Here is a 26857-nt window from a genome sequence, read left to right on the forward strand (position 1 = left end):
GCGACGCCAGAAACCTGACGCGAAACCACCCGACTGGGAAAAACCCGGCGCCGCCCGGTCAGGCGGCGCCGGAAGATCGGCCTAGATCACTTGCAGGCCGCCACGTCGGGAAGCGCGCCTTCGCAGGCGGCTTCCTTGGTGATGTGGCCCGCGTCGATCGCGACGTTCAGCGTTTCCTTGGTGATCGGGGTCGGCGTCAGCAGGATGGCGTTCATTTCAACGCCCTTCTCGCCGCCCGAGAACTTGGTCGCGCCGGGCACCGCATCCAGCGCGGCCCCATCGGCCAGGGCCGAGGCGATTTCGCCGGCGGCCTTGCCCAGTTGACGCGCGTCCTTCCAGACCGACACGGTCTGGGTGCCGCGCGCGACGCGGTTGATCGCGGCAAGGTCGCCGTCCTGGCCACCCAGCGGAACATTCAGGCCCTGGGCCGCAAGCGCGGCGGCAGCCCCACCGGCCATGCCGTCGTTCTGCGACAGGACGGCATCCACCGCGTTGTTGTTGGCGGTCAGGATCTGTTCCATGTTCTTCTGGGCGTTCTCGGGCTTCCAGCCGTCCGAGTTCGCCTCGCCGACGATCTTGATGTCGCCCGATGCCACGGCCGCACCGATCACCTCTTCCATGCCCTGACGCAGGAAGCCGACGTTCGGGTCACCCGGGTCGCCCTTGATGATGGCGTAGTTGCCCTTCGGCGCCAGCTTGAACACTTCTTCCGCGATGATGCGGCCGACGCCCACGTTGTCGAAGGTCAGATAGAAGGTGCGGTTGTCTTCGATCAGGCGGTCATAGCCGACGACCGGAATCCCTTCGGCAGCGGCCTTTTCGATGGCCGGACCGATGGCGTCCTTGTCCCAGGCGTTGATGATCAGCGCGTCCACGCCCTGTGCGATCAGGGCATCCACGTCCGAAAGCTGCTTTTCCGCCGACGATTGCGCGTCAGCCGAAACGTATTCGTTGCCGGCGGCTTCGATGGCGGCCTTCATCGCGGCTTCGTCGATCTTCCAGCGCTCTTCCTGGAACTGCGCCCAGGACACGCCAATCTTCTTGCCCTCGGCCAGCGCAGCCGTGGAGAAGCCCGCCGCAGCAATCACTGCGGCCAGAAAAACCTTCTGCATTGTATCCTCCCGTTCGATACGGCCTCCTCCAAGGCCGGTTCGGCAGATTCGCCGATACGGGGGAAAATTGGCGCCAATAATTTCAGTTGTCAAAATATAAATTTGCCGACAATCCTTGATCCATCAGACACCATGCCAGATTTCGCCGCTTTGCAGCAATATGCCGGGGCGAAGGCAGCATATCCGGCGGTTCTTGCTTCGATGACTGAAGAAAATGTGCTGCAGATGCAGAAAGAACGAGAGGCCGAGCCACGACGCGGCGTCGGCCCGCTGATTCCCCCGCTGTCCGAAGGCCAGCGCCCGCTGCGCCAGCAGGTGTTTGAACGCATCCGCGCGGCCGGGCTGATTCCGCGGATCACGCTGGCGCGGGAACTGGCGGTCTCGCCGGCCTCGGTCACCACCATCACGCAGGAACTGATCGAGGCCGGGCTGATCGAGGAACTGCCCGCCCCGCGCGACCCTGAGGCCACCGGGCGCGGGCGCCCCGCGGTGGCGCTTGGCGTGCGCACCGGAGCGCATCGCGTGGCCGGAATGAAGCTGTCGGACCGCGAGCATACCGCCGTGATCGTGGATTTCGCCGGAACGCTGATCGCGGACGACGTGATCCCGCGGCGCCCCGGTCCGCTAAGCCTGACAGACCTGCTGGATGCGGTGGAAACGCTGCTTGACCGGGTCTGCGCCAAGGCCGGGCTGGACCGGGCGGACCTGTCGGCCGTGGGGATCGGCGTGCCGGGCTTTGTCGATGTGGCCGAGGGCATGGTGCTGTGGTCATCGGTGCTGACCGAGCGGCAGGTGCCGCTGGCCGCCGCCGCCGCCGCCCGGCTGTCGCTGCCGGTCTCGATCGACAATGATGCGAACCTTGTCGCGCTGGCCGAACTGTGGTTCGGGGCCGGCCGCGCCCTGTCGGACTTTGCGGTCGTCACCATCGAACATGGCGTCGGCATGGGGTTCGTGATGAACCACCGCATCTATCGCGGCGCGCAGCGACTGGGAATGGAACTGGGGCACACCAAGGTGCAGCTTGACGGGGCGCTGTGCCGCTGCGGCCAGCGCGGCTGTCTGGAAGCCTATGTCGCCGACTATGCCTTGGCGCGCGAGGCGTCGACCGCGCTGAACTGGGGCCACAAGGAAGGCCAGCCGATCAACGTGCTGCTGGAAAGCCTGTATGACCATGCCAAGGCCGGCAATGCCACCGCGCGCAGCATCTTCCGCCGCGCGGGGCGCTATCTGGCGGTGGGCCTGTCGAACGTGATCAACCTGTTCGACCCGGCGCTGATCATCCTGTCGGGCGAACGGATGCGCTACGATTATCTGTATGCCGCCGAGACGCTGGCCGAGATGGACAGCCTTGCCATTGACACCGGCCGCCCGCGCCCGCCGATCGAGATTCACGCCTGGGGCGATCTGCTTTGGGCGCATGGGGCGGCGGCGCTGGCCCTGTCGGCGGTGACCGAAGGGCTGCTGGCCCCCGCCGCGCGCGAGATCGCGGCGCAATAGCGGATCAGGCGCCGCCTTCTTCTGCCAGCAGACCGGCCAGCCCGCTGCGGTAATCGGGATAGCGCAACTGCACGCCCAGTTCGCTGCGGATGCGGTCATTCCGCACCCGGCGCGATTCGGCATAGAAGCTGCGCGCCATCGGCGGCAGGTCGGCGGCGTCATAGTCCACCGCCGGCGGTTCCGGCAGGCCCAGCAGGCGGGCGGCCTCGCTCAGCACATCTTCGGGCGGGGCGGGTTCGTTGTCGCAGACGTTGTAGATCGCGCCGGGGTTCGGGCGGGCGATGCTGGCCTCAAGCACGGCGGCGATGTCTTCCACATGAATCCGGCTGAACACCTGGCCCGGCTTGATGATCCGCCGCGCGGTGCCGGCCCGCACCTTCTGGAACGGGCCGCGCCCGGGGCCGTAGATGCCGGCCAGCCGGAACACATGCACCGGAAGGCCGGTGGCCAGCCACTGGTTTTCGGCCTGCACCCGCCAGCGCGTGCGGTCAGACCCCGGCCGGGTTTCGCTGGCTTCATCCACCCAGTCGCCGCCCCGGTCGCCATAGACGCCGGTGGTGGACAGGTAGCCCACCCAGCGCAGCGGCGCCTGCGCGATGGCCGGGCAGGCCGCCAGGAACGGGTCGCCCTGCGGGCCGGGTTCGGCCGAGATCAGCACATGCGTTGCCCGCGCCAGCGCGGGGGCCAGATCGCCGGGCCAGAGCAGCGGCTCAACGCCCGCAGCCCGCAGGCCGGCGGCCCGGTCGGCGCCGCGCAGGGTACCGATGACCGACCAGCCCTGCGGCACAAGCCGCCGGGCCAGGGCGGCGGCGGAATAGCCATGTCCAAGTGTGAGAAGTGTCTGCATGGACATGTTATCAGACCTCTGGCCGCCCCCCGCAAGGGGCCGATCTGCCGCGTCACCAAGGCTTCACTTGCGCCCTGCCACCGCTTGCGGCTTATATGCCCCGATCTTCCTTTGGGACCGATCATGGACGACCTGAGCACCTACCTTCTGCCCGACCACCCCGAAGCCGAGGTCTTTACCAGCGCCGAACCGGCGGTGGAGCGGCTGGAGCGGCTGTATCAAGAGGCAACGGCGCATCTGTCGGCCCATTTCGACGCCGCCCTGCGTGACGGCAGGCCCGCCGCCCGCGTGCGCGCCTATTACCCGGAAATCCGGCTGACGGTGAACAGCTTCGACAAGGTGGATTCCCGGCTGTCCTTCGGCCATGTCTCGCAGCCGGGCACCTATGCCACCACGGTGACGCGGCCCGACCTGTTTCACAAATACCTGATCCAGCAGATCGGCCTGCTGATCCAGAACCATGGCGTGCCGGTGACGATCGGCCTGTCGTCAACGCCGATCCCGGTGCATTTCGCGGTGGCGGGCAACCCCAACGTCTCGATCCCGCAGGAAGGGGTGCTGGATTTCAGCCTGCGCGACATCTTCGATGTGCCCGATCTGGCCACCACGAATGACGACATCGTCAACGGCACCCTGTCGCATTTCCCCGATGGCGCGATGCCGCTGGCGCCCTTCACCGCCCAGCGCGTCGATTATTCGCTGGCCCGGCTGTCGCATTACACCGCGACCGATGCCGACCATTTCCAGAACCATGTCCTGTTCACGAACTACCAGTTCTATGTGGACGAATTCGAAGCCTATGCCCGCACCGCGCTGGCCGACCCGGAGTCGGGCTATACCGCCTTTGTCGCCACCGGCAATGCGATCATCACCACGCCTGACGGGGTGCTGGCGCCTTCGGCCAAGACGCCGCAGATGCCGACCTATCACCTGAAACGCCCTGACGGGCAGGGCATCACGCTGGTGAACATCGGCGTCGGCCCGTCGAACGCCAAGACGGCCACCGACCATATCGCCGTGCTGCGGCCCCATGCCTGGCTGATGGTGGGGCACTGTGCCGGCCTGCGCAACACGCAGGCGCTGGGCGATTTCGTGCTGGCCCATGCCTATCTGCGCGAAGATCACGTCCTTGATGCCGATCTGCCGATCTGGGTGCCCATTCCCGCGCTGGCCGAGATCCAGATCGCGCTGGAACGGGCCGTGGCGGATGTGACCCAGCTTGAGGGGTTCGAGCTGAAGCGCATCATGCGGACCGGCACCGTGGCGACCATCGACAACCGCAACTGGGAACTGCGCGACCAGTCCGGCCCCGTGCGCCGGCTGTCGCAATCGCGGGCGGTGGCGCTGGATATGGAATCCGCCACCATCGCCGCCAACGGCTTTCGCTTCCGCGTGCCCTACGGCACGCTTCTGTGCGTTTCCGACAAGCCGCTGCATGGCGAGCTGAAACTGCCCGGCATGGCGTCGCAGTTCTATCACACGCAGGTTTCGCGCCATCTGCTGATCGGCATCCGCGCGATGGAGCGTTTGCGCGACATGCCGCTTGAGCGGATTCACAGCCGGAAACTTCGCAGTTTTGAGGAAACGGCGTTCCTTTAAGGTCGGGAAATCCGGGTCAATTGGCCTGTTTTCGCCCGGCCTGCCGTATTCGGGTCTTGATTTCGCCCCCGAAAGCGGGCTTCTGGGTCGCGGCCCCGAAGAAAGGGGATGGCCCGCGCTGCCGGGCCCGTGACATGCGGAACAACAAGGGGAAACAAATGTCCAAGCCCATGACCAAGACCCAACTCGTCGCCGCTCTGGCTGAAGAAATGGGATCTGACCGCAAGACTGCCGGCGCCGCGCTGGATGCTGTTGCTGCCGTCGTTGCCAAGGAAGTCGCCGCCGGCGGCACCGTGACCCTGCCCGGCCTGGGCAAGGTTGCCTGCAAGGCCCGCCCCGAGCGTCAGGTCCGCAACCCGGCCACGGGCGAAACTATGACCAAGGCCGCCGACAAGCAGGTGAAGTTCACCATCGCCAAGGCGCTGAAGGATCTTGCCAACGGCTGATCGCCTGTTGCGATCGCTTTGTTCGGGCCGCCCTTGGGCGGCCCTTTTCCATTGCGGCAAGGCCAGAAGTTGCGCCTAGGACGCGGCGCGCAACTGACCGGCGACCGCGCTTTGCCAAAGAACAAGGCAAAGCCCTGTCCTTTGGCGTTTTCGGCCGGTTCTGGCCTGTCGCGGCTTTCACCAACGCCCCTGACCGCCTAGGAATAAGGCGTAGAGGACGGGAAGCGCGGGGCGCGGCACATGGCGATCAAGGCAAGCATCCATCACCTGACGCACTATCGGTATGACCGGCCGGTCACGCTGGGACCGCAGGTCATACGGCTGCGGCCGGCGCCGCACAGCCGGACGCGGGTGATCAGCCACAGCCTGAAGGTTTCGCCCGACACACATTTCGTGAACCACCAGCAAGACCCCTATGGCAACTGGATGGCACGGTTTGTTTTTCCCGAGCCGGTGCGCGAGCTGCGGATCGAGGTCGATCTTGTGGCCGACATGACGGTTTACAACCCGTTCGATTTCTTCGTCGAGGAACAGGCCGAGCACTGGCCCTTCGACTATCCGCCGGATCTGACCGACGATCTGGTGATTTACCGCCGGGCCGAACCGGCGGGGCCGGAATTGCAGGCCTTTCTGGCCACCGTGCCGCGCGACCGCTGCCGCACGGTGGATTTCGTGGTCAACCTGAATGCCCGCATCGCCGGCGAGGTGGCCTATACGATCCGCATGGAGCCGGGGGTGCAGTCGCCCGAGCAGACCCTGTCGATCAGAAGCGGGTCGTGCCGTGATTCAAGCTGGCTGCTGGTGCAGGCGCTGCGGCACTTCGGTTTCGCGGCGCGGTTCGTGTCGGGCTATCTGATCCAGTTGAAGCCCGACCTGAAATCGCTGGACGGGCCGTCCGGCACCGAGGTGGATTTCACCGACCTGCACGCCTGGTGCGAGGTTTACCTTCCCGGCGCGGGCTGGATCGGGCTGGACCCGACCAGCGGCCTGCTGACCGGGGAAAGCCATATCCCGCTGGCCGCAACGCCGCATTACCGCAATGCCGCGCCGATTTCCGGCGGGTTTGCCGCCGTGGGCACGCCGGAGGTGGCGTTCGAGTTCGACATGTCGGTGCGGCGGGTGGCCGAACATCCGCGCATCACCAAGCCCTTCAGCGACGAAAGCTGGCAGGCGCTGGATGCGCTGGGGCAGAAGGTCGATGCCGAACTGCAGGCCGGCGATGTGCGGCTGACCATGGGCGGCGAGCCGACCTTCGTGTCGATCGACGATTTCGAAAGCGCCGAATGGAACACGGCGGCGGTCGGCCCCACCAAGCGGGCGCTGGCGGATCAGATGATCCGCCGCCTGCGCGACCGCTTTGCCCCCGGCGGGTTCCTGCATTACGGGCAGGGCAAGTGGTATCCGGGCGAAACGCTGCCGCGCTGGACCTTTTCGCTGTATTGGCGCACCGACGGCCAGCCGGTCTGGCGCAACCCCGACCTGATTGCCGAAGAGGGCAAGGATCAGAAGCCCACCGCGCAACAGGCGCAGGATTTCCTGCGCGAGGTGGCGGCCGAACTGGCGGTGCCGGATGACAATATCCTGCCGGCCTATGAAGACCCGGCGGAATGGCTGGTGAAGGAGGCGAACCTTCCCGCCAATGTCACCCCGGAAAACTCCAGGCTGAAAGACCCCGAGGAACGCCACCGCATCGCCGCCGTGTTCAGCCGGGGCCTGACCGAGCCGGTGGGCTTTGTCCTGCCGGTGCAGCCCTGGCAGGCGCAGGGCCAGCGGACCTGGCTGTCCGAGAAATGGCGGCTACGGCGCGGCAAGGTGTTCCTGGTGCCCGGCGACAGCCCGGTCGGCTATCGCCTGCCGCTGGCCAGCCTGCCCGACCTGACCGCCGCGCAATACCCCTATGTCAACCCGACCGACCCGACGGTGGACCGCCCCGACCTGCCGCCCCCGCCGCCGCTTGACCCGGCCGGCAAGGCGCAGCCTGCGGCCAGTTTCGTGGCGCAGACCGCCGGTCAGGCGGTGGTGGGGCAAGAGATCACCGAGGTTGAAGGCCATGTCCGCACCGCCCTGTCGGTGGAACCGCGCGACGGGCGGCTTTCGGTCTTCATGCCACCGGTGCCCGCGCTGGAAGATTACCTTGACCTGCTGCACGCCGCCGAGGCGGCGGCGTTCCGGCTGGGTCTCAAGGTGCATATCGAGGGCTATGCCCCGCCGCATGACCCGCGGATGAACGTGATCCGCGTCGCCCCCGACCCCGGCGTGATCGAGGTGAACGTGCATCCCGCCCGCAGTTGGGACGACTGCGTCGCCATCACCACCGCCGTTTATGAAGAGGCCCGGCTGACGCGGCTGGGCGCCGACAAGTTCATGATCGACGGCAAGCATTGCGGCACCGGCGGCGGCAATCATGTGGTGGTCGGCGGGGCAACCACGCTGGACAGCCCCTTCCTGCGCCGGCCGGACCTGCTGAAAAGCCTGATCCTGCACTGGAACCGGCATCCGTCGCTGTCTTACCTGTTCTCGGGCCTGTTCATCGGCCCCACCAGCCAGGCGCCGCGCATCGACGAGGCACGGCATGACAGCCTGTATGAGCTGGAAATCGCGCTGGCGCAGATTCCGGCGCCCGGGCAGGGTGCCGCGCCGGTGCCGTGGCTGACCGACCGGCTGCTGCGCAACCTGCTGACCGATGTGACCGGCAACACCCACCGGGCCGAGATCTGCATCGACAAGCTGTATTCGCCCGATGGCCCCACCGGGCGGCTGGGTCTGGTGGAGTTCCGCGGCTTCGAGATGCCGCCCGATGCAAGGATGAGCCTGGCGCAGCAACTGCTGCTGCGGGCGCTGATCGCGCGGTTCTGGGCCAATCCGGCGCAGGGCGATCTGGTGCGCTGGGGCACCACGCTGCATGACCGTTTCATGCTGCCGCATTTCGTCTGGCAAGATTTCCGCGACGTGCTGGCCGACCTGCGGGCGCATGGCTTTGACCTGCGCGAGGAATGGTTCGTGGCGCAGGCCGAGTTCCGCTTTCCCTTCTGCGGCGAGACCGAGGCCGAAGGCGCGCATCTGGAGCTGCGGCAGGCGCTGGAGCCCTGGCATGTGCTGGGCGAGACCGGCGCCATCGGCGGCACCGTGCGCTATACCGACAGTTCGACCGAGCGGTTGCAGGTCAAGCTGACGGCGGCGGAACCGGGGCGCTATCAGGTGCTGTGCAACGGCCGCGCGCTGCCGCTGGCCCCGGTGGGCGCCGGCGAGGCGGTGGCGGGGGTGCGCTACAAGGCGTGGCAGCCGTCTTCGGCGCTGCATCCGGTGCTGCCGGTCGACGCGCCGCTGACCTTCGACATCCTGGATACCTGGTCACAACGGCCGATCGGGGGCTGCGTCTATCACGTCGCCCATCCGGGCGGGCGCAACTATGACACCTTCCCCGTCAACGGCAACGAGGCCGAGGCGCGGCGGCTGGCGCGGTTCCAGCCCTTCGGCCACCGGCCGGGCCATGATGTTCAGGTGCCGCAGGAGCGGCGGTCGCGGGAGTTTCCGCTGACGCTGGACCTGCGCCGGGCCGCAGGGGTATGACCACGCATGTCCGCCGTTGCGCCAGATGACCACGCCCCGCTGACCGCGCCGCCGCGCGGCCTGTCCGGCTATGCCCCCTTGCCGGGCGTGCCGGATGAAGCGGTTGCCCCGGACGGAACCATCCGCCCGCTCTGGGCGCGGCTGGCCGGCCATCTGGCGGGGCTTGCGCCCGACGACCTGGCCAGCGCGCTGGCGCGGGCGGATCAGTATCTGAACGACAGCGGCGTCTTCTACCGCCAGTATGGCGCCGGTTCGTCAACCGAACGGCCCTGGCCGCTCAGCCATGTGCCGGTGCTGCTGGAACAATCGGACTGGGATGCCATTTCCGAGGCGCTGGTGCAGCGTGCCGACCTGCTGGAAGCGCTGATGGCCGATCTATACGGCCCGAACCGGATGGTCGCCAGCGGACGGCTGCCGCCCGCGCTGGTGGCGGGCAACCCCGAATGGCTGCGCCCCATGGTGGGCATCGCCCCCAGATCGGGGCACTACCTGCATTTCGTTGCCTTCGAACTGGGGCGCGGGCCGGATGGCAAGTGGTGGGTGCTGGCCGACCGCGCACAGGCCCCGTCCGGCGCGGGCTATGCGCTGGAAAACCGCGTCGCCACATCGCGCGCATTTTCCGGTCTTTACGCCTCGCAACATGTGCACCGGCTGGCCGGGTTCTTCCGCGATTTCCGCGATGCGTTGATGGGGCAGCGGCAGGATAGCGAAACCCGCGTCTCGATCCTGACGCCGGGCCCGCTGAACGAGACCTATTTCGAACATGCCTGGATCGCCCGCTACCTGGGGTTCAACCTGGTGCAGGGCGAAGACATGATGGTCGAGCAGGGCCAGCTCAAGCTGCGCACGGTGGCCGGGCCGCGCCCGGTTGAGGTGCTGTGGCGGCGGCTGGATTCCAGCTATGCCGACCCGATCGAGCTGGACCAGAATTCGCGCATCGGCACACCGGGGCTGGTGTCGGCGCTGCGGGCGGGCGGCCTGTCGATGGTGAACGCGCTGGGGTCGGGCGTGCTGGAAACGCGCGCCCTGATGGCCTTCCTGCCGCAGCTTGCGCCCGATCTGACGGGCGCCCCGCTGAAGATGCCCAATCTGGCGACCTGGTGGTGCGGCGATCCGCTGGCGGCGGCGGCGGTGCAGGCCGCGCCGGAGCGACTGATCCTGAGCCCGGCCCTGGCGACCGGGATGCCGTTCGACCTGCCCGGCGCGGACCAGTGCCGTGCCGGCGACCTGGCCCCGGCCGATCTGGCACAACGCCTTGCCGCCGAAGGGGCCGGGCTTGTGGCGCAAGAGGCGGTGACCCTGTCGACCACGCCGGCGCTGGTGGACGGGCGGCTGGTGCCGCGGCCGGTGACCATCCGGGTGTTTGTCGCCCGCACGGCGCGGGGCTGGGTGGTGATGCCCGGCGGGTTTGCCCGCATCGGCGCCCGCCCCGACCCCGAGGCCATTGCCATGCAGCGCGGCGGCAGTTCCGCCGATGTCTGGGTGGTCAGCCCCGAGCCGGTGTCGCAGACCTCGATGATTTCCGTGGCCAATACGCCGCTGCGGCGGGCAACGCCCGGCGCGCTTCCGGCACGGGCGGCGGACAACCTGTTCTGGCTGGGCCGCTATGTCGAGCGGACGGAAGGCATGGTCCGGCTGCTGCGGGCCTGTCACATGCGGCTTGCCGAAGGCGGCAGCGCGGCGGCGCCACTGCTGGAGGCCGCCGCGCCGCTGTTCGCGTTGCAGGGCATCGAACCGGACGAGGCCATTCCGCAGGGTCTGCTGGACACGCTGTCGCTGGCCATTTCCAGCGCAGGGCGGGTGCGGGACAGGTTTTCGCCCGACGCCTGGTCAGCGCTGGCCGATCTTGAGAAAAGCGCGCGCCGCATGGCGCAGCGCAGCCAGCCCGGCGACGATGCGGCGCGCGCCCTGTCGGCCCTGCTGCGCAAGCTGGCGGGCATCTCGGGGCTGATCCATGAAAACATGTATCGCTTCACCGGCTGGCGCTTCCTGACCATCGGGCGGCAGCATGAACGGGCCATGGGGCTTGCCGCGGCGCTGGCCGTGCTGGCCGACCCTGGCGCCGCCGAAGGGGCGCTGGATCTGGCCATCGAATACGGCGACAGCGTGATGACGCACCGCCGGCGCTTTGCCCTTGCCGCATCACGCCCGACGGTGATCGACCTGCTGGCGCTGGACCCGCTGAACCCCCGGTCGCTGCGCCACCAGATCGACGGGCTGCGCGAGGAGATCGACCTGCTGCACGCCGCCAATGACCATGGCGCCCTGTCGCCACTGGCCTGCACCGTGCTGCGGCTGCACGCCGATCTGGCGACACAAGACCCGGCAACGCTGACCACCCGCCGGCTTTGGGCGCTGCGCAGCCGGATCGGCCATATCTCGGACCAGATCACCGCGGCCTATTTCCACTGATGCGCTACCACCTGTCCCTGTCCATCCGCTATGCCTTTGACCGCCCCACGGGGATGGCGCGGCAGGTGCTGCGGATCTGTCCGGCCGATCTGCCGGGGGTCCAGCAGGTTTCATCCTGCCGGGTGATGGTGCTGCCCGCCCCGGCGGCGCGGCGCGAGTTCACCGATTTCTTCGGCACCCGGGCCATCGAGCTGGCCCTGCAGGGCGGGCTGACAGAGCTGCGCTTCGACATGACGGCCGAGGTGACACGGCTGGACACCGGGCCGGAGGCCGATCTTTCGGTGCCCCTGCCCGGTCTGACGGCGGATCTGGCGGCGGAAACCGGGCTGGGCCCGATGTCGCCGCATCATTTCCTTGCCCCCTCGCCGCGGATTCCGCAGGTGCCCGAGATTGCCCAGTTCGCCGCCGCCGCGGTGGCCGGGGCGCCAACCACGCGGGCGGCCGTCAAGGCCCTGGGCGAAGCGCTGCACCGGACGCTGCGCTTTGACCCGCAGGCGACCGAGGTGGACACGCCGATCGACGCGGCCTTTGCTGGGCGTCAGGGGGTTTGTCAGGATTTCTCGCAGATCATGGTGGCGGGGTTGCGCAGCCTGGGAATTCCGGCGGCCTATGTCTCGGGCTTTCTGCGCACGCTGCCGCCCCCCGGCCAGCCGCGCCGGGTGGGCGCCGATGCCATGCACGCCTGGGTGCGGGCCTGGACCGGGGCCAGCGGCGGCTGGTGCGACTATGACCCGACCAACGCCTGTTTCGCGGGCGCGGACCATGTGGTCATCGGCCATGGCCGCGATTATTCCGACGCGGCGCCGATCATCGGCATGTTGCGGCTGGACGGCGCGCAGACCAGTTCGCACAGCGTCGATCTGGTCGAGATCTAGAACCCGCCCAGCACCAGAACGATGGCCATGAGCTGCGGCGACAGGATGCGCAGGAACATCACCAGCGGATAGACGGCGGCATAGGCCATGGCCGGGGCGTCAGAGTCGGGCCGCACGGAATTGGCGAAGGCCAGCGCAGGCGGGTCGGTCATCGACCCCGACAAGAGGCCGCAGAGGCTGAGGTAATTCAGGCGCAGCACGATGCGGGCGAAGATGCCCACGGTCAGGATCGGCAGCAGCGTGATCACCGCGCCATAGCCCATCCAGGCCAGACCGTCGCCATTGGTCAGCGTGGCCAGGAATTCGCCGCCCGAATCCAGCCCCACCACGGCCAGGAACAGCACGATCCCCAGTTCGCGCAGCGCAAGGTTGGCGCTGGGGGGCATGAACCAGTGCAGCCGGCCCAGGCTGCCCAGCCGCGCCAGAACGATGGCGGCGATCAGCGGCCCGCCGGCAAGGCCCAGCCGCATGGGCACCGGCATTCCCGGAATGGCAACCGGGATCGAACCGAGCAGAACGCCAAGGCCGATGCCGATGAAGATGGGCAGCATCTGCACTTGGTTCAGCCGCGACGGCACGTTGCCCAGCAGCTTGCCCAGGCGTTCGATCTCTTCGCGCGGGCCGACGATGTTGAGGATGTCGCCGAAATGCAGCACCGACCCCGGCCGCGCCACCAGTTCCACCCCGGCCCGGTGCAGCCGCGAGATCACCACATGCCCCTGCGCCTGCGCCAGCAGATCGCCGATGCGGCTGCCCACCGCCTCATCGCTTGTCACCACCACCCGTTCCGAGCGGAAGCCGGTACCCTTGGTCGAAAGCGACTCGGCCACTTCGCGCCCGACGATCAGCGTCGCACGGTGCAGCGCGCCGGCATCCGACCCGACCAGATGCAGCACATCGCCCATGGCCAGCCGGACCCCGGGTTCGGGCACCTTGAGTTCGCCCCCCGATTTCAGCCGCGAACAGATGACCTCTTCGCCCAGAAGCCCGGCCAGTTCGGCGCAGGTCAGCCCGTCGATGCCGGGATTGCCCACCGCCACATTGGTGGCCATCGGGGCCGCCGGGCCGCCTTCGGCCTTGGCATGGGCTTCCGCCTCGGCATCCAGACGGATGCCGAAGGCGATGCGGATGATCCACATCGTCAGCAGGATTCCGACGATGCCCAGCGGATAGGCCATGGCATAGCCCAGTGTCAGCACACCCGTGGCTGATGGCGGCAGCCCCAGTTCGGCCAGCGTCTGCTGGCCCGCCGCCAGCGACGGCGTGTTGGTGACGGCGCCGGAATAGACGCCCAGCAGCACCTCGGGCGCGACGCCAAGGCCGTAATGCAGCGCCAGCGTCGTCAGCGCCCCAAGCGCCACGATGGCCGCCGCCAGAAGGTTCAGCCGCAGCCCCGACCGCCGCAGCGACGAGACGAAACTTGGCCCCACCTGATTGCCGATGGAATAGACGAACAGGATCAGCCCGAATTCCTTGATGAAATGCAGCGCCCCCTCTTCCACCTGCCAGCCCTGCAGCGTGACGACATGGCCGACAAGGATGCCGCCGAACAGCACGCCGCCGATGCCCAGCCCGACGCCCCGGATGCGGATCGCACCGATCATCAGGCCAAGCACGGCCGCCGCGCAGAGCAGAAGGATGGAAAGGCCGATGGCGCTCACGGATCAGGCTCGCAGGTTATGTCACGATGTTAGACAGGCAGGCGTAACAAGCAAACAGCGGCCTTGGGGGCGGGCCGTCATGCCGCACCGCCCGTCAGCCCGGCTTGCGGCGGCGGGGGGCCGGGGGCGGCACGTCGCGGGCCACGGCGCGCAGGGCGACGGACACGCTGTCGGGGTCATCCAGCGCCTCGGTCACCAGCAGATGCGGTTTCGCGCCGGGATAGGGACATCCGGTGGCGCAACCGGGCAAGGCGGCCTGCGCGCCGGGCGTGGGCTTCAGGAACAACTGGTCGTCACAGACCAGCGCCACCACCCGACCGTCCAGATACAGCGCATATTCGCCGAACATCTTGCGAAAGGTCAGCGGCAGGTCGGCCAGCATGTCCAGCAGATGCGCCACGGTGTCGGGCCGCGTGCCCATGGGATCAGACCCGGAACCCGGCTTCCGCCATCAGGCGGTTGGAATTGGTCTCGATCACATCCTCAAGCTGACGCATGAAATCGGGCAGCGGCAGGCCGGGGGCGATGGGGGGCAGGAATTCCACCACCGCTAGCCCCGGCTTGCGCAGGATGCCGCGGCGGGGCCAGAAAACCCCCACATTGGCGGCCACGGGAACGCAGGGCTGGCCCAGTTGTTCGTAGATCAGCCCGGTGCCCACCTTGTAAGGCCGGACCGCGCCGGGGGCGACGCGGGTGCCCTGCGGATAGATGATCAACTGCCCCGGGTCAGCCGCGCCGGCGGCAACCTGCGCCTTCATCGTGGCAATGGCTGCCCCCCGCTTGCCCCGGTTGACCGGCACGCAGCCCATGCGCCGAGCATACTGGCCCAGGAACGGCGCCCACATCAGCTCTCGCTTCATGATGAACTTGCCGCGCGGGACGGCGGAATAGATCATGATGATGTCAAGAAAGCTCTGGTGCTTGGCGGCGATCACCACCTCGTCGGTGGGGGGCGTGCCGCGAACCTCGGTCCGCAGGCCGCACAGCAGGCGGACAGTGAAGCGGACCCAGCGGCAATAGGCATGGGCGGCGGCGAAGGCGCCATTGCGCGACACCAGCGCCCAGGGCGCATAGACAAGGGCCAGCACCGCCATGGCCAGATACATCTGCACGATGAAGATCAGCGAAAGCACCCAGCGTATGGCGATCATTGCAGCTCTCTCAGCTTCTGAAGGGCGGCGCGTTGGGTGGCCGCAAAGGCCACGACCCCGGCAAGCGGGGGCAGAAGGAAGGGCAGCAGCCAGCCGAAGCCGGTAAAGCCAAGACCGGTCAGGAACCCGCCCGCGGCATCTGCGCGCGGCAGCAGGGCCACGCAGATCATGCCGGCCAGCGCGCCCGCGGCGGCCCCGGCCAGCGCGCGCAGGGTGAACCGCCGCACGAAGGCGCCGGCGATGTAGCTGTCCACCGCGCCCACCAGCCGCAGAACCCGGATCACCTGCGCATTCGCCGCAAGCGAGGCATTGGCGGCCAGCGTGATCATGGCGCCCATGGTGGTGCCGATCAGCAGGATCGACAGCCAGCCCAGCAGGCGCAGCCGGCCCGCCGCCTCGGCCAGCGGGCGGCGCCAGCGGGTGTGGTCGTCCAGCACGGCACCGGGCGCCTCGGCCGCCAGGCGCTGGCGCAGGCCTTCGCCGTCATAGCCGGGATCGCCTTCGACCAGTTCGATGAGGCGCGGCAGCGGCAGCGCATCGATCGGCAGGTCGGGGCCGAACCAGGGTGCCAGCAGGGCGCGCTGTTCATCATCGCTCAGCGCGCGGGCAGTGGCGACGCCGGGGGTGGTGGCCAGCAGCGCCAGAACGGCATCGGTCTGGGCCTGCATCTGGTCTGGCGGGGCGGCCAGCCGGATGGTGGCGGTGCGCGCCAGCGCGTCCGACCAGCGGCTTGCCAGCCGCCCCGACGCCAGCGACAGCGCCAGCGCGAAGACGCACAGGAAGGTCATCGCGCCGGCGGTGAAGGTGGTCAGCCAGGCGGTATGGCCGGAAGGCGGCACCACCCGGTCGGCCTGCCGGTCGGGCGTCAGGTAGCTGACGATCTGCTGAAACGCCTCTTGCAGCCGGTTCACAGGTCTGCCCCCGCAAGCTGGACCCGGCGCCGCGAAATCCGCAGCACCCGCGCGGCCACCTGCGATTTCGCCTGACGGATCAGGTTCAGGTCATGGGTTGCCACGACAATCGTCTTGCCCATCTTGTTCAGCTCGACCAGCAGTTTCAGCAGCCGCAGCGACATTTCCCAATCGACGTTGCCGGTGGGTTCGTCGGCCAGCACCACATCGGGGCCCATGATCACCGCCCGCGCCAGCGCCGCCCTCTGGCGTTCGCCGCCCGACAGCGACGGCGGCAGCGCGTCGGACAGATGGCCAAGGCCCACCCACCCCAGCAGATCGGCCAGATCGCGCGGGTCGCTGGACCGGCCCGAGACCGACAGCGGAAGCTGCACATTGGTGGCCAGCGGCAGATGGTCCAGGAACTGCACGTCCTGATGCACCACGCCGATGCGGCGCCGGCTGTGGGCAATGTCGTCGCGGGTCAGGGTGCGGACCTCGCGGTCGAACAGCGTGACATGGCCCGAGGTTGGCAAGAGTTCGGCATAGGCCAGCTTGAGGAAGGTGGTCTTGCCAGAGCCGGAGGGGCCGGTCAGGAAATGGAACGAACCCGGCGCCAGCCGCAGCGAGACTTCGGAAAGAAGCTCACCCCCGCCATAGTTGTAGGCCACGTTCTCGAACGATATCACCCGCGCATCCCCTGCAACCGCGCGCCATGCCGGCACAGGGCCAGACGTGGCGGGTGTGTCTTCAATCGCATGTCGGCAAGCCCTTGTTCAAGGGCAGGCGACAAACTCTTGGATGCACGACAGTTTATTGCTACAACTTCGCTCGATATCGGCGAAGGGCGAGGGGATCTGATGCGGCTGGTGTGCCCGAACTGCGATGCGCAGTACGAGGTTCCCGAGGATGCCATTCCCGAGGGCGGCCGAGATGTGCAGTGTTCAAGCTGCGGCCATGCCTGGTTCCAGTTGCGCGCTGCCCCACAGGTTGAACCTGAGGAAGCGCCCGCCGAACCGGCAATCGAGGCTGAAGCTGACCGGGCAGAAACGGCCGACGCGCCGCTGCCCGAGGAGGCGCCCGACGCCGAACCGGAGCGCGTGGCCGAACCGGACACCCTGCCAGAGCCGCCGCCCGAGGCCCCCGCCCCGGCCATGGACGCCGAGGCCAAGGCCGTTGCCGCGCTGATTGCCGATGAGGCGGACACACAGACGGCGCCGCCCCCGCCCATTCCCGCTCCGCTGCCCGACCCCGAGACCGAACCCGACGAGCCGGACGATGTGGTGCCCGCCAAGCCGCAGCTTGATGACGCGGTGCTGTCGATCCTGCGCGAAGAGGCCGAGCGCGAGGCCGATGCCCGCCGGCAGGAAAGCCAGAAGGCCGAAAACCGCCGCGCCGAGGCCGAAGGCCAGATGCAGACCCAGCCCGACCTTGGGGTCGAGGCCGCCGGCGCCGCGATGACCGTGGCGCAGCGGCGGCTGGCGATGATCAAGGGCGAAGACCCGGAGTCGCCGGTGCCGCCGGCGGCCCGCCCGGCGGCGCGGCGCGACCTGCTGCCCGATGTGGAAGAGATCAACTCGACCCTGCAACCCGGCGATGCCGCGATCGACCCCGATGCCGAGGTGGACGCCCTGCCCGACCTGACGCGCAGCGGGTTCCGCAGCGGGTTCTTCCTGATGCTGTTCCTGGCACTGGCCGCCGCTGCCGCCTATGTCATGGCGCCGCGTCTGGCCGAGGCCATTCCCGGCCTTGAAGGGATGCTGACCGCCTATGTCAGTTTCGTGGACGGGCTGCGCCTTGGGCTGGACCGGCTGATGGAATCGGCCACCCACATGCTGAAGGGCGGCGAAGGCTGATCCTGCGCCTGTCGCGCGGGATCAGAACATCTCCAGCAACCGCTTCAGATAATCCAGTTCTTCGGCAGGACGCTCGGCTTCGCCCGACCGGCGGCGGATGTCGTCCAGCAGTTCCTGCGCGCGCTTGTCGGGGTCGTTCTGGACCATGTTCTTGTCCGATCCGATCCGCGCCGCATCGCCGGGTTCGCGCCCCAGCGGATCACGTCCATTCGGGTCTGCCTTGCCGGCCTCTTGCTGGCCGCCGCCTTCCTGACCGTCGCGCTGTTCCTGCGCCAGCGCATCGCCCAGATCCTTCATGCCGTCGCGCATGGCTTCCAGCGCCTCGGCCTGCCTGTCCAGCGCACCGCCCAGATCGCCCTCTTCCAGCGCCCGCTCGGCCTCGCGCATGGCGTCCTCGGCCCGTTTGAGCGACTCGCGCCCGGCCTCGCCCTTTTCGCTGCCGTCGCCCGGCAGCTTGTGGTCCTGCAATTCGCCCAGCCGATCCCGCAGCTCACGCTGCCGGTCGGCCAATGCGCCCGGGTCTTGCCCCGGCTGTTCGCCATTCCGGCCCTTCTGCATGTCGCGATAGGCGTCGTCCGACAGGCCTTGCTGGTCGCGCAGCGTATCGCCCAGATCGCGCATCGCCTGCTGGCCCGGGCCGCCCTGCCCTTCGCCGCCCTGGCCCTGCGTCACCTGCAGGTTCTCCATCAACTGACGAAGCTGCTCCATCAGGGCCATGGCCTCGGCGGTCTTGCCTTCCTTCATCAGACGCTCGATCTCGTCCAGCATCTGCTGCAACTGGTCGCCGGTGATTTCCTGTCCCTCGCCCGCCGGCGGCTGGTCTTGCGGGTTGCGCTGCGCCTCTTCCCCCAGTTCGCGGGTGTAGTCGCGCATCGCCTGCTGCATTTCCTTCATCAACTGTTCGATTTCCTCGGGCGAGGCGCCGTTGCGGATCGCCTCTTCCAGCCGGTCCTGCGCGCGTTGCAGCCGGTCATAGGCGCTTTTCAGATCGCCTTCCTCGAACATGAAGGCGATCTTCCACAGCTCCTCGGCCAGCGCGTCGCGCTGTTCGGTGGTCAGGCTGTCGGCCGTGGCATCCAGCTTGCGCAGCGCCACCCGCAGCCGCAGATGCGCGTTCGCCGACCGCAGGAATCCTTCGGGGCGGTTGGTCACGGCGCGCAGCAGATCGTCCACCCGCGCGGCGTTGACCCGGTTCCACAGCAGATCGCGCCGCATCTCGATCACGGCGGCGGCGACCGGATCAAAGAACCGGCGGCCGGGCAGCACAACCGAATATGGCGGCGATTGCGACACCTGGCCGGCGGCATCGGTCACCGCAAACACCATGCTGACCGGCAGGTTCGACAGGACATGCTTCGACAGGTCGTCGATCAGGGTTTCGGTGAACTCGTCCCGCTTGCCCTTGGCCGGCATCGGCAGGTCCAGCACAACGGGCGCAACCGGCTCGGGGTCGGGGGTCAGGCCGTGGCGGCGGTCCACGGCGGCAAGGTCCAGGCTGATGGTGACCTGACCGGCGACCACGCCATAATCGTCATTCGCCTTGAAGCCCTGCCTGAAGCGACCGTCCGCCTCGCGCCCGATCTGGCCCGACACTTCGACCAGCGGCGCGGTATCGGGAATGGCGACAATGTCCCAGGACCGCCCGCCCTTGCCGTCAATCGACAGCCGGCCCGACTGGCTGACCGTCAGGTCGGTCATCGCGGCCAGCCCCTGCGGCTTGGCGGCGGCGGCATCGGGCGGCGGCGGGTCGGCGGCGGGGGGCGGGGTCACCTGCGCGATGGTCTGATCCACCGTCAGGCTGCCTTCGGGGCCATAGACCCGGATCTGGATGCGGGTGCCCAGCGGCACCTCGACCGTGCCTTCGGCCAGATCGTTGAGGTAAAGCGTCGGCTTGCCGGTATAGGCGGGCGGCCTGGCCCAGCCTTCCCAGGTGGGCCCGCCGGGCATGGCCTCGGCCGGGGTGGGCGCAAGGCCGGCAACCGATGTGACCCGCCAGAGCGAGCCGAACAGCGCCGCCATGACGGCCGCGGTCAGCGCGACATAGCGCAGGGAATAGGGATCGCGCGACGACAGTTTCAGGTCGGGGGCAACGGGTTTCGCCTGTGCCGCCCGCGCGGCCATGCGGGCCTTGTGCGCCTGCCAGACCGAAGCCGAAACCGGATCATCGCGGCCAAGCGCCTGTGAATCGCCCAGCGCGGCGATGGGGCGGCCGGGCAGCGTGGCATCCAGCCGGGCAAGCGCCTCGGCCCGGGTGGGGCGGCGAAAGGCGCGCAAGCCCATGACCAGCGCGACCAGCGCCGCCAGCGCCATGACACCGGCACCGATCTGCACCCACAGCAGCGGGCCGTGATCCTGCACGCCAAAGGCGGCGGCCGCGAAGGCCAGCAGCAGCACCGTCCACAGCGGCCAGAAGGCGCGGCTCAGACGTTCGGCCCAAAGGCCAAGCAAGGTCAGCCGGCAGGGCCAGATCAGGGCAGGAAGAACTGTTTCCGGTATCTTGTCCGCCGCCATGCCACCGTTTCCGCCGGGCTGCACACGCTACAGCCAGAACGGAAGCTTATCGCGGGCAAGGATTTCGTCAAAGGTCGGCCTTTCCCGAATGACAGCGAAGTGATCGCCGTTCACCAGCACCTCGGGGATCAGCGGGCGGCTGTTGTATTCGCTGGCCATCACCGCGCCATAGGCGCCGGCGCTGCGGAAGGCGACCAGATCGCCCTCGGCCAGAAGCGGCATTTCGCGGCCACGGGCAAAGGTGTCGCCGGTTTCGCAGACCGGGCCGACCACATCGAAGGGCTGCGTCGGATCGCCCGGCGCGGATTCGACCACCGGCACGATGTCGTGATGCGCGTCATACATCGACGGGCGGGCCAGATCGTTCATCGCGGCGTCCAGGATCAGGAAATCCCGCCCCTCGCCGTTCTTCACATAGACCACCTGCGCCACCAGCAGGCCCGAGTTGCCCGAGATCAGCCGCCCCGGCTCGATCTCGATCTCGCAGCCCAGATCGCCCAGCGTGCGCTGGATCATGGCGCCGTATTCCACCGGCAGCGGCGGCGCGTCGTTCGACCGCGTGTAGGGAATCCCAAGGCCGCCGCCCAGATCCAGCCGGGTGATCTGGTGGCCATCCTCGCGCAGTTGCAGCGTCAGCTCGCGCACCTTGAGGAAGGCGGCCTCGAACGGTGCAAGGTCGGTCAACTGGCTGCCGATGTGGACATCGACCCCCACCACGCGCAGCCCCGGCAGGGCCGCCGCTTCGGCATAAACCGCGCGGGCCTTGGCGATGGGGATGCCGAACTTGTTTTCGCTTTTGCCGGTGGCAATCTTGGCGTGGGTCTTGGCGTCCACATCCGGGTTGACCCGCAGCGCGATGGGGGCCTGCACGCCAAGCGCGGTGGCGATGTCGGAAATCGCCCGCAACTCGGGTTCGCTTTCCACGTTGAACTGGCGGATGCCGCCTTCCAGTGCGGCGCGGATCTCGGCCCGGGTCTTGCCGACGCCGGAAAACACGATCCGCTCGCCCGGCACGCCCGCCGCGCGGGCGCGCAGGTATTCCCCGATGGAGACCACATCCATGCCGGCGCCCAGATCGCCCAGCGTCTTGAGCACGGCCACATTCGACAGCGACTTGATGGCGAAACACACCAGATGCGGCAGCGGCGACAGCGCCTCGGTGAACAGGCGGTAATGCCGGGTCAGGGTGGCGGAGGAATAGACATAGAAGGGTGTGCCCACCTGCGCGGCGATTTCGGGGATCGCCACGCCTTCGGCATGGAGGATGCCGCCCTGATAAAGGAAGTGGTCCATCTCACCCTCATGCCACCCGGAAACCGGAGCCGGTCTTAGCAGAACAGCCGTGCCGCGCCAACATTTCCCGGTGCCGGACGGCTGCGCAGCCACAGATAAAGCGGCAGGCCGCAGGACACGCCGATGCAGAAGGTGGCAGGAATGGCGATCAGGTTCAGCCAGGCCCGCCGGTAGACGGTTTCGCCAATGACCCAGACCGTCAGCGTGATCGCGGCGATGGTCAGATCCCAGGTCAGCCCCGTGGTCGAGGCGTTGACATACCAGGCGTCGATCAGCCCGCCCAGGCCGGTGCCGGTGTCACGCATGTGTTTGACGAACCACCACATCGGATGGACGGCGCCCCACAGGGCAAGGGCAAGGAAGACAAGGCGCATGGCGACACTCCGCTTGGGTCAGGCGGAAGGTAGCGGCCTGCGCCGCGCCGTCCAGCGCTATCGGCTGACAATGCCGATTCGGGCAGAGCCGGTGATTTCGATCCCCGGCTGCGTGACGGCCTTGGTCGGCGCCACGGGGGCACCGTCCGCCCCGCAGGCGGCCAGCAGAAGGGCGGTGATCAGGGCAGGGACGATACGGGTCATGCGGGCCTCAGGGCGAATAGGACAGGGTGCCGCCGCCTTGCAGCCCGGCCGAGATGCTGGGGCTGATGCGGGCGCCGCCGGGGCCGATGGACAGGCCCGCGTTCAGGCGCGGGCCGGTGCAGGCGGCCAACGCCAGCGGCAGCATCAGGACAAGCAGGCGCAGCAGCATGGGCATCCCTGGCGTGGCGGTTCTCAGGGGGCGATCCTAGCAGCGCGACGGCGGCCACGCCACCGCCGCCTTTCCCCACCCTCAGCCCAGCAGCGGTTTCCAGCGCGCGATCTGGGCGCGCACCTGATCCGGCGCGGTGCCGCCATAGGACACGCGCGAGCGGACCGAGTTTTCAACGCCCAGCACCGAATAGATTTCTTGCGTGATGCCGGGGTGAACGCCGTTCATTTCGGCCAGCGAAAGATCGGGCAGGTCGCAGCCCTTGCTTTCCGCCAGCGCCACCAGCGTGCCGGTCACATGATGCGCCTCGCGGAAGGGCAGGTTCAGCGACCGCACCAGCCAGTCGGCCAGATCGGTGGCGGTGGAAAAGCCGCTGGCGGCGGCGGCCTTCAGCGTGTCGCGGTTGGCGGTCATGTCGCCCACCATGCCGGTCATCGCGGCCAGCCCCAGCATCAGGCTGTCGGCGGCGTCGAAGACCTGTTCCTTGTCTTCCTGCATGTCCTTGGAATAGGTCAGCGCCAGGCCCTTCATCACCGTGAACAGCGCCACCGTGGCCCCCAGGATGCGGCCCAGCTTGGCGCGCAGCAGTTCGGCCGCGTCGGGGTTCTTCTTCTGCGGCATGATGGAACTGCCGGTGGTCCACTTGTCCGACAGCCGGACAAAGCGGAACTGCGCGCTGGACCAGATCACCAGCTCTTCGGCAAAGCGGGAAAGGTGCATGGCGCAGATGCTGCTGGCGGCCAGGAATTCCAGCGCGAAATCGCGGTCCGACACCGAATCCAGGCTGTTCGCCGTGGGCCGGTCAAAGCCCAGCGCGGCGGCGGTCATGTGGCGGTCGATGGGAAAGCCGGTGCCGGCCAGGGCCGCCGCGCCCAGCGGACATTCGTTCATCCGCCGCCGCGCGTCTTCAAACCGGCTGCGGTCGCGGGCGAACATTTCGACATAGGCCATCATGTGATGGCCCCAGGTGACCGGCTGCGCCGTTTGCAGATGGGTGAAGCCCGGCATCACCCAGTCGGCGCCCGCCTCGGCCTGGGCAACGAAGGCGCGCATCAGCCCGGTCAGCCCGGCAATCGCGGCATCGCACTGGTCACGCACCCACAGCCGGAAATCCACCGCCACCTGATCGTTGCGCGAGCGCCCGGTGTGCAGGCGCTTGCCCGCCTCGCCCACGATCTCGGTCAGGCGGGATTCCACGTTCAGGTGGATGTCCTCCAGCTCGACCTTGAACTGGAATTGCCCGGATTCGATCTCTGACAAGACTGTGAGCAGCCCTTCCCCGATGGCCCGCGCATCGCTATCCGTTAGGATGCCCGTTGCCGCCAGCATGGCGGCATGGGCGCGCGAGCCGGCAATGTCCTGCGCGTAAAGCCGTTTGTCGAACCCGATCGAGGCATTGATCGCCTGCATGATCGCGTCCGGCCCTTCGGCGAAGCGCCCGCCCCACATCTGGTTGGCGGCTTTGGACGTATCGGATGCGGTCATGGGATTCGGCCTTCGGGCTGGGGAGGTTCGGCGTGCGGAAATTGCTGGCGGTGCTTTATACGGCCTTGGCGCTTGGTGCAAATGTGGCGCAGGCCGATGTGGCCGGCCTGCGCGACGGCGACATGAAGAAACTGGCGCTTCACACGGCGCCGGTGGCGGTGCCCGAGGCGGCGCTGATGACGCTGGACGAAGCCCCCGCCAGCCTGGCCGATTATCGCGGGAAATGGGTGGTGGTGAACTTCTGGGCCACCTGGTGCGCCCCCTGCCGGGCCGAGATGCCCAGCCTTGATGCCTTGCAGGCGGCGCTGCCCGATCTGGCGGTGGTTCCGGTCGCCACGGGGCGCAATGCGCCCGAGGCGATCACCCGGTTCTGGGAAGAGGCCGGTGTTACCCATCTGGTGCCGCTGCGCGATCCGAAATCCGAACTGGGCCGCCAGATGGGCGTGCTGGGCCTGCCGGTGACGGTGATCCTGAACCCCGAGGGGCAGGAGGTGGGCCGCCTGATCGGCGACGCCGACTGGTCCAGCGACAGCGCGAAAGCGGTGCTTCAGGCGCTGATGGCGGGCGGCTGACCCGGCCTTGTCGGGGGGGCGGGCCATGCCGCCCCCGCGGCGCGCGCCTACAGGTCGAAGGTCGCGAAAACCGGAACGTGGTCGGACGGTTGGTCCCAGCCCCGGGCGGCGCGCAGGATGCGGCTGCCGTGGGCCGCACCGGCAATGTCGGGCGTGGCCCAGACGTGATCCAGCCGGCGGCCCTTGTCGGCGGCATCCCAGTCGGCGGCGCGATAGCTCCACCAACTGTAAAGCCGGCCTTCGGGAATGTCCTTGCGCGTCACGTCCACCCAGGCGCCGGCCTCCTGCGCGTCGGACAGATGCTGCACCTCGACCGGCGTGTGGCTGACGATCTTCAGCAGCGCCTTGTGGTTCCAGACATCATCTTCGCGCGGGGCGATGTTCAGGTCGCCCACCAGAATGGCCCGCTGCGGGCGGTCGGCGCGGAAGGCGTCGCGCATGTCGGTCAGGAAATCCAGCTTCTGGCCGAACTTCACGTTTTCTTCCCGGTCGGGAATGTCGCCGCCGGCAGGAACATAGAAGTTGTGGATGACCACCCCGTTTTCCAGCCGTGCCGCCACATGGCGGGCATGGCCCAAAGCGGCATAGTCGCTGTCGCCAGCATCGGTGATCGGCAGTTTCGACAGGATCGCCACACCGTTATAGCCCTTCTGCCCCCGCGCCACGAGATGGCGATAGCCCATCGCGGCGAAGCCTTCGGTCGGGAACTTGTCGATCGGGGTCTTGATCTCTTGCAGACACAGGATGTCGGGGGTTTCTTCCCCCAGCAGTTTCTGCACCAGCCCTTCGCGCAGGCGGACCGAGTTGATGTTCCAGGTGGCAAGGGTGAAGGGCATGGCAGACTCCGCTTTGGAAGGGCGGAGCCTAGGCGGGACAGGCCCAAAAGAAAAGCCCGGGCCAAGGGCGCCGGGCCAAGTCCAACAGGGAGGTGAAATCAATGTATCACCGAGTCCGCAAACTTAGAATTGATCCAGCGCAAATGTTCCCGGCCATGGCTTTTTGGCCACAACGCGGGGTTGTGCTGCCCCCATATGCCGCGGCTTGACCTTCTTCGGCACCTGACTCAGTGTCGCGCCATGACACGGGCCAGCCTGTGGCGGAACGGGAATTTCCGCCTTCTCTTCGCCTCGACCACCGCCACGAACATGGGCGACGGCGTGATTGCCGTTGCGGTGCCCTGGCTGGCAACGCTGCTGACGCATGACCCGCTGCTGATCGGCCTTGTGGCGGCAGCCCGGCAGGCGCCCTGGCTGCTGTTCGCCCTGCCCGCCGGGGTGCTGACCGACCGTTTCGATCATGCGCGCGTCCTGATCCTGGCCGATGCGGCGCGGGTTGGGGTGGCCATGGCGCTGGTCGCGCTGGCCCTGCTGGCGCCGCCCGGCACCGGCCCGGCGCTGGTGCTGGCCGCGCTGGCCTTTGCGATGGGCAGCGCCGAGGTGGTGCGCGACAACACGGCGCAAAGTTTCCTGCCCGCCGTGGTGCCGAAAGACCGGCTGGAAGATGCGAACGGCCTGCTCTGGAGCGCGGAACAGGTGGCCGGCCAGTTTGCCGGGCCACCGCTGGCGGGCATCCTGATCGGGGTGGCGGTGGCGCTGCCCTTCGGCTTGCAGGCGGCGATGCTGGCCGGGGCGATTGCGCTGATCACCCGGTTGCGCCTGCCGCCGGCGGAAAAGGCCGCGCCGCAGCCATTTCTTCCGGCGCTGCGCGAGGGCCTGTCGTTCCTGTGGCACCATCCGGTGCTGCGCCGCATGGCGCTGGCGCTGGGGGCGTTCAACTTCACCGCCTCAATCTACTGGGCGCTGGTGGTGCTGTATGCGCAGGTCGTGCTGGGCATGGGGCCGGCCGCCTATGGCGTGATGCTGGCCGTGGCGGCGGGCGGCGGTCTGGCCGGCAGCCTGATCGGCCCCGCGATCCTGCGCCGCACCGGGCCGAAGGCCGGGCTGATTGCGGGCATCGCGGGGTTTGCGCTGGCCGCCGCCGTGCTGGCCTTTACCCGCAGCCCCTGGGCCGCCAGCGCCGCCTTGGCGGTGGAGGCCTTCACCGGCCTTTTGTGGAACATCGCCACGGTCAGCTATCGCCAGCGCCATATCCCCGGCCCGCTGCTGGGCCGGGTGAACGCCGCCTATCGCTTCTTCGGCACCGGCCCTTCGGCCTTCGGGTCGCTGACCGGCGGGGCTATTGTGGCGCTGGGGGCGCCGCTGGGGCAGGTCACGGCGCTGCAACTGCCCTATGCCGTCTGCCTGGCGGGGGCGGTGCTGATCCTTGGCTACATCGTGCTCTGGCTGAAGATGGACTGAAAAAAGGCCGGGCACGAAGCCCGGCCAGGTCCAACA

At 68.2% G+C, this 26857-nt stretch carries 23 protein-coding genes; 9 read left to right on the plus strand and 14 right to left on the minus strand.

Annotation, left to right across the window (positions count from 1 at the left end):
• Positions 1-86: 86 nt before the first annotated feature.
• A complete protein-coding gene (locus tag B6K69_RS09625; protein ID WP_107672525.1) occupies positions 87-1112 on the minus strand; it encodes a substrate-binding domain-containing protein in 1026 nt (341 codons plus the stop codon).
• Positions 1113-1337: 225 nt separating this feature from the next.
• On the opposite strand from B6K69_RS09625, the gene B6K69_RS09630 reads away from it, so the two are divergent.
• Positions 1338-2609, plus strand: a complete 1272-nt coding sequence (locus B6K69_RS09630; RefSeq protein WP_228156707.1) for an ROK family transcriptional regulator — start codon at positions 1338-1340, stop codon at positions 2607-2609.
• 4 nt (positions 2610-2613) lie between these two features.
• Here the strand turns inward: B6K69_RS09630 and B6K69_RS09635 are convergent, their stop codons facing one another.
• Positions 2614-3456 (minus strand): SDR family oxidoreductase, encoded by an 843-nt coding sequence (locus B6K69_RS09635; RefSeq protein WP_108643623.1) that lies wholly within the window; start codon positions 3454-3456, stop codon positions 2614-2616.
• A gap of 123 nt (positions 3457-3579) precedes the next feature.
• Between B6K69_RS09635 and B6K69_RS09640 the strand changes: the two genes are divergently transcribed.
• The 5 genes from B6K69_RS09640 (at position 3580) to B6K69_RS09660 (ending at position 12358) form a co-directional block, all read left to right on the plus strand.
• The gene (locus B6K69_RS09640; protein ID WP_108643624.1) at positions 3580-5055 is read left to right on the plus strand and encodes an AMP nucleosidase; all 1476 of its coding nucleotides are present in this window, start codon (positions 3580-3582) and stop codon (positions 5053-5055) included.
• 158 nt (positions 5056-5213) lie between these two features.
• Complete coding sequence (locus tag B6K69_RS09645; protein WP_107672689.1) at positions 5214-5501, plus strand: HU family DNA-binding protein; 288 nt, start codon at positions 5214-5216, stop codon at positions 5499-5501.
• A gap of 240 nt (positions 5502-5741) precedes the next feature.
• Positions 5742-9071, plus strand: coding sequence for a transglutaminase family protein (locus B6K69_RS09650; RefSeq protein ID WP_108643625.1), 3330 nt, complete (start codon positions 5742-5744; stop codon positions 9069-9071).
• Between the two features lie 6 nt (positions 9072-9077).
• Positions 9078-11483 (plus strand): circularly permuted type 2 ATP-grasp protein, encoded by a 2406-nt coding sequence (locus tag B6K69_RS09655; RefSeq protein ID WP_108643626.1) that lies wholly within the window; start codon positions 9078-9080, stop codon positions 11481-11483.
• Positions 11483-12358, plus strand: a complete 876-nt coding sequence (locus B6K69_RS09660) for a transglutaminase family protein (RefSeq protein ID WP_108643627.1) — start codon at positions 11483-11485, stop codon at positions 12356-12358. The genes B6K69_RS09655 and B6K69_RS09660 overlap by 1 nt, the downstream gene beginning before the upstream one ends.
• Here B6K69_RS09660 and B6K69_RS09665 read toward each other — a convergent pair.
• From B6K69_RS09665 to B6K69_RS09685, 5 genes are all read right to left on the minus strand, one after another.
• Positions 12355-14019 carry a putative transporter gene (locus tag B6K69_RS09665; RefSeq protein ID WP_108643628.1) on the minus strand — a complete coding sequence of 555 codons (1665 nt, stop codon included), beginning with the start codon at positions 14017-14019 and terminating at the stop codon, positions 12355-12357. The two genes, B6K69_RS09660 and B6K69_RS09665, sit on opposite strands and share 4 nt — an antisense overlap.
• A 94-nt stretch (positions 14020-14113) precedes the next feature.
• Positions 14114-14440, minus strand: a complete 327-nt coding sequence (locus B6K69_RS09670) for a TfoX/Sxy family protein (protein ID WP_108643629.1) — start codon at positions 14438-14440, stop codon at positions 14114-14116.
• 4 nt (positions 14441-14444) lie between these two features.
• On the minus strand, positions 14445-15170 hold the full coding sequence (locus B6K69_RS09675) for a lysophospholipid acyltransferase family protein (protein WP_108643630.1): 726 nt from the start codon (positions 15168-15170) through the stop codon (positions 14445-14447).
• The gene (locus tag B6K69_RS09680; RefSeq protein WP_164681999.1) at positions 15167-16072 is read right to left on the minus strand and encodes a cell division protein FtsX; all 906 of its coding nucleotides are present in this window, start codon (positions 16070-16072) and stop codon (positions 15167-15169) included. Before B6K69_RS09680 ends, B6K69_RS09675 begins: the two co-directional genes overlap by 4 nt.
• Positions 16073-16077: 5 nt before the next feature.
• Entirely contained in the window at positions 16078-16749 is a 672-nt protein-coding gene (locus B6K69_RS09685; RefSeq protein WP_108644874.1) for a cell division ATP-binding protein FtsE, read from the minus strand.
• A gap of 171 nt (positions 16750-16920) precedes the next feature.
• On the opposite strand from B6K69_RS09685, the gene B6K69_RS09690 reads away from it, so the two are divergent.
• Positions 16921-17916, plus strand: coding sequence for a zinc-ribbon domain-containing protein (locus tag B6K69_RS09690; protein ID WP_228156708.1), 996 nt, complete (start codon positions 16921-16923; stop codon positions 17914-17916).
• A gap of 21 nt (positions 17917-17937) precedes the next feature.
• Here the strand turns inward: B6K69_RS09690 and B6K69_RS09695 are convergent, their stop codons facing one another.
• From B6K69_RS09695 to argH, 6 genes are all read right to left on the minus strand, one after another.
• Complete coding sequence (locus B6K69_RS09695; RefSeq protein WP_108643632.1) at positions 17938-20427, minus strand: DUF4175 domain-containing protein; 2490 nt, start codon at positions 20425-20427, stop codon at positions 17938-17940.
• Positions 20428-20454: 27 nt separating this feature from the next.
• Positions 20455-21720: a diaminopimelate decarboxylase gene (lysA, locus tag B6K69_RS09700; protein ID WP_108643633.1), complete on the minus strand. Its 1266-nt coding sequence runs from the start codon at positions 21718-21720 to the stop codon at positions 20455-20457.
• Positions 21721-21755: 35 nt separating this feature from the next.
• The gene (locus B6K69_RS09705) at positions 21756-22094 is read right to left on the minus strand and encodes a DUF2834 domain-containing protein (RefSeq protein ID WP_108643634.1); all 339 of its coding nucleotides are present in this window, start codon (positions 22092-22094) and stop codon (positions 21756-21758) included.
• Between the two features lie 57 nt (positions 22095-22151).
• Entirely contained in the window at positions 22152-22298 is a 147-nt protein-coding gene (locus tag B6K69_RS09710) for an argininosuccinate lyase (RefSeq protein ID WP_107672511.1), read from the minus strand.
• A gap of 7 nt (positions 22299-22305) precedes the next feature.
• A complete protein-coding gene (locus tag B6K69_RS18175; RefSeq protein WP_164681925.1) occupies positions 22306-22467 on the minus strand; it encodes a hypothetical protein in 162 nt (53 codons plus the stop codon).
• A gap of 81 nt (positions 22468-22548) precedes the next feature.
• Positions 22549-23952: an argininosuccinate lyase gene (gene argH, locus B6K69_RS09715; RefSeq protein ID WP_108643635.1), complete on the minus strand. Its 1404-nt coding sequence runs from the start codon at positions 23950-23952 to the stop codon at positions 22549-22551.
• A 32-nt stretch (positions 23953-23984) separates the two neighbouring features.
• Between argH and B6K69_RS09720 the strand changes: the two genes are divergently transcribed.
• Positions 23985-24524, plus strand: a complete 540-nt coding sequence (locus tag B6K69_RS09720; protein ID WP_228156709.1) for a TlpA family protein disulfide reductase — start codon at positions 23985-23987, stop codon at positions 24522-24524.
• Positions 24525-24571: 47 nt separating this feature from the next.
• Here B6K69_RS09720 and B6K69_RS09725 read toward each other — a convergent pair whose 3' ends face one another.
• On the minus strand, positions 24572-25360 hold the full coding sequence (locus B6K69_RS09725; RefSeq protein ID WP_108643636.1) for an exodeoxyribonuclease III: 789 nt from the start codon (positions 25358-25360) through the stop codon (positions 24572-24574).
• Positions 25361-25600: 240 nt separating this feature from the next.
• Here B6K69_RS09725 and B6K69_RS09730 point away from each other — a divergent pair, with 240 nt between their 5' ends.
• Positions 25601-26821, plus strand: coding sequence for an MFS transporter (locus B6K69_RS09730; protein WP_164681926.1), 1221 nt, complete (start codon positions 25601-25603; stop codon positions 26819-26821).
• Positions 26822-26857: the final 36 nt, after the last annotated feature.

The sequence above is a fragment of the Pseudogemmobacter blasticus genome, assembly GCF_003071405.1.
Classification (GTDB): Bacteria; Pseudomonadota; Alphaproteobacteria; order Rhodobacterales; family Rhodobacteraceae; genus Pseudogemmobacter; species Pseudogemmobacter blasticus.

Coding starts and splice junctions, on each gene's coding strand:
- B6K69_RS09625 (WP_107672525.1), bottom strand. CDS start 1,112: ATGCAGAAGGTTTTTCTGGCCGCAGTGATTGCTGCGGCGGGCTTCTCC.
- B6K69_RS09630 (WP_228156707.1), top strand. CDS start 1,338: ATGCAGAAAGAACGAGAGGCCGAGCCACGACGCGGCGTCGGCCCGCTG.
- B6K69_RS09635 (WP_108643623.1), bottom strand. CDS start 3,456: ATGCAGACACTTCTCACACTTGGACATGGCTATTCCGCCGCCGCCCTG.
- B6K69_RS09640 (WP_108643624.1), top strand. CDS start 3,580: ATGGACGACCTGAGCACCTACCTTCTGCCCGACCACCCCGAAGCCGAG.
- B6K69_RS09645 (WP_107672689.1), top strand. CDS start 5,214: ATGTCCAAGCCCATGACCAAGACCCAACTCGTCGCCGCTCTGGCTGAA.
- B6K69_RS09650 (WP_108643625.1), top strand. CDS start 5,742: ATGGCGATCAAGGCAAGCATCCATCACCTGACGCACTATCGGTATGAC.
- B6K69_RS09655 (WP_108643626.1), top strand. CDS start 9,078: ATGTCCGCCGTTGCGCCAGATGACCACGCCCCGCTGACCGCGCCGCCG.
- B6K69_RS09660 (WP_108643627.1), top strand. CDS start 11,483: ATGCGCTACCACCTGTCCCTGTCCATCCGCTATGCCTTTGACCGCCCC.
- B6K69_RS09670 (WP_108643629.1), bottom strand. CDS start 14,440: ATGGGCACGCGGCCCGACACCGTGGCGCATCTGCTGGACATGCTGGCC.
- B6K69_RS09675 (WP_108643630.1), bottom strand. CDS start 15,170: ATGATCGCCATACGCTGGGTGCTTTCGCTGATCTTCATCGTGCAGATG.
- B6K69_RS09690 (WP_228156708.1), top strand. CDS start 16,921: ATGCGGCTGGTGTGCCCGAACTGCGATGCGCAGTACGAGGTTCCCGAG.
- B6K69_RS09695 (WP_108643632.1), bottom strand. CDS start 20,427: ATGGCGGCGGACAAGATACCGGAAACAGTTCTTCCTGCCCTGATCTGG.
- lysA (WP_108643633.1), bottom strand. CDS start 21,720: ATGGACCACTTCCTTTATCAGGGCGGCATCCTCCATGCCGAAGGCGTG.
- B6K69_RS09705 (WP_108643634.1), bottom strand. CDS start 22,094: ATGCGCCTTGTCTTCCTTGCCCTTGCCCTGTGGGGCGCCGTCCATCCG.
- B6K69_RS09710 (WP_107672511.1), bottom strand. CDS start 22,298: ATGACCCGTATCGTCCCTGCCCTGATCACCGCCCTTCTGCTGGCCGCC.
- B6K69_RS18175 (WP_164681925.1), bottom strand. CDS start 22,467: ATGCTGCTGCGCCTGCTTGTCCTGATGCTGCCGCTGGCGTTGGCCGCC.
- argH (WP_108643635.1), bottom strand. CDS start 23,952: ATGACCGCATCCGATACGTCCAAAGCCGCCAACCAGATGTGGGGCGGG.
- B6K69_RS09725 (WP_108643636.1), bottom strand. CDS start 25,360: ATGCCCTTCACCCTTGCCACCTGGAACATCAACTCGGTCCGCCTGCGC.
- B6K69_RS09730 (WP_164681926.1), top strand. CDS start 25,601: ATGACACGGGCCAGCCTGTGGCGGAACGGGAATTTCCGCCTTCTCTTC.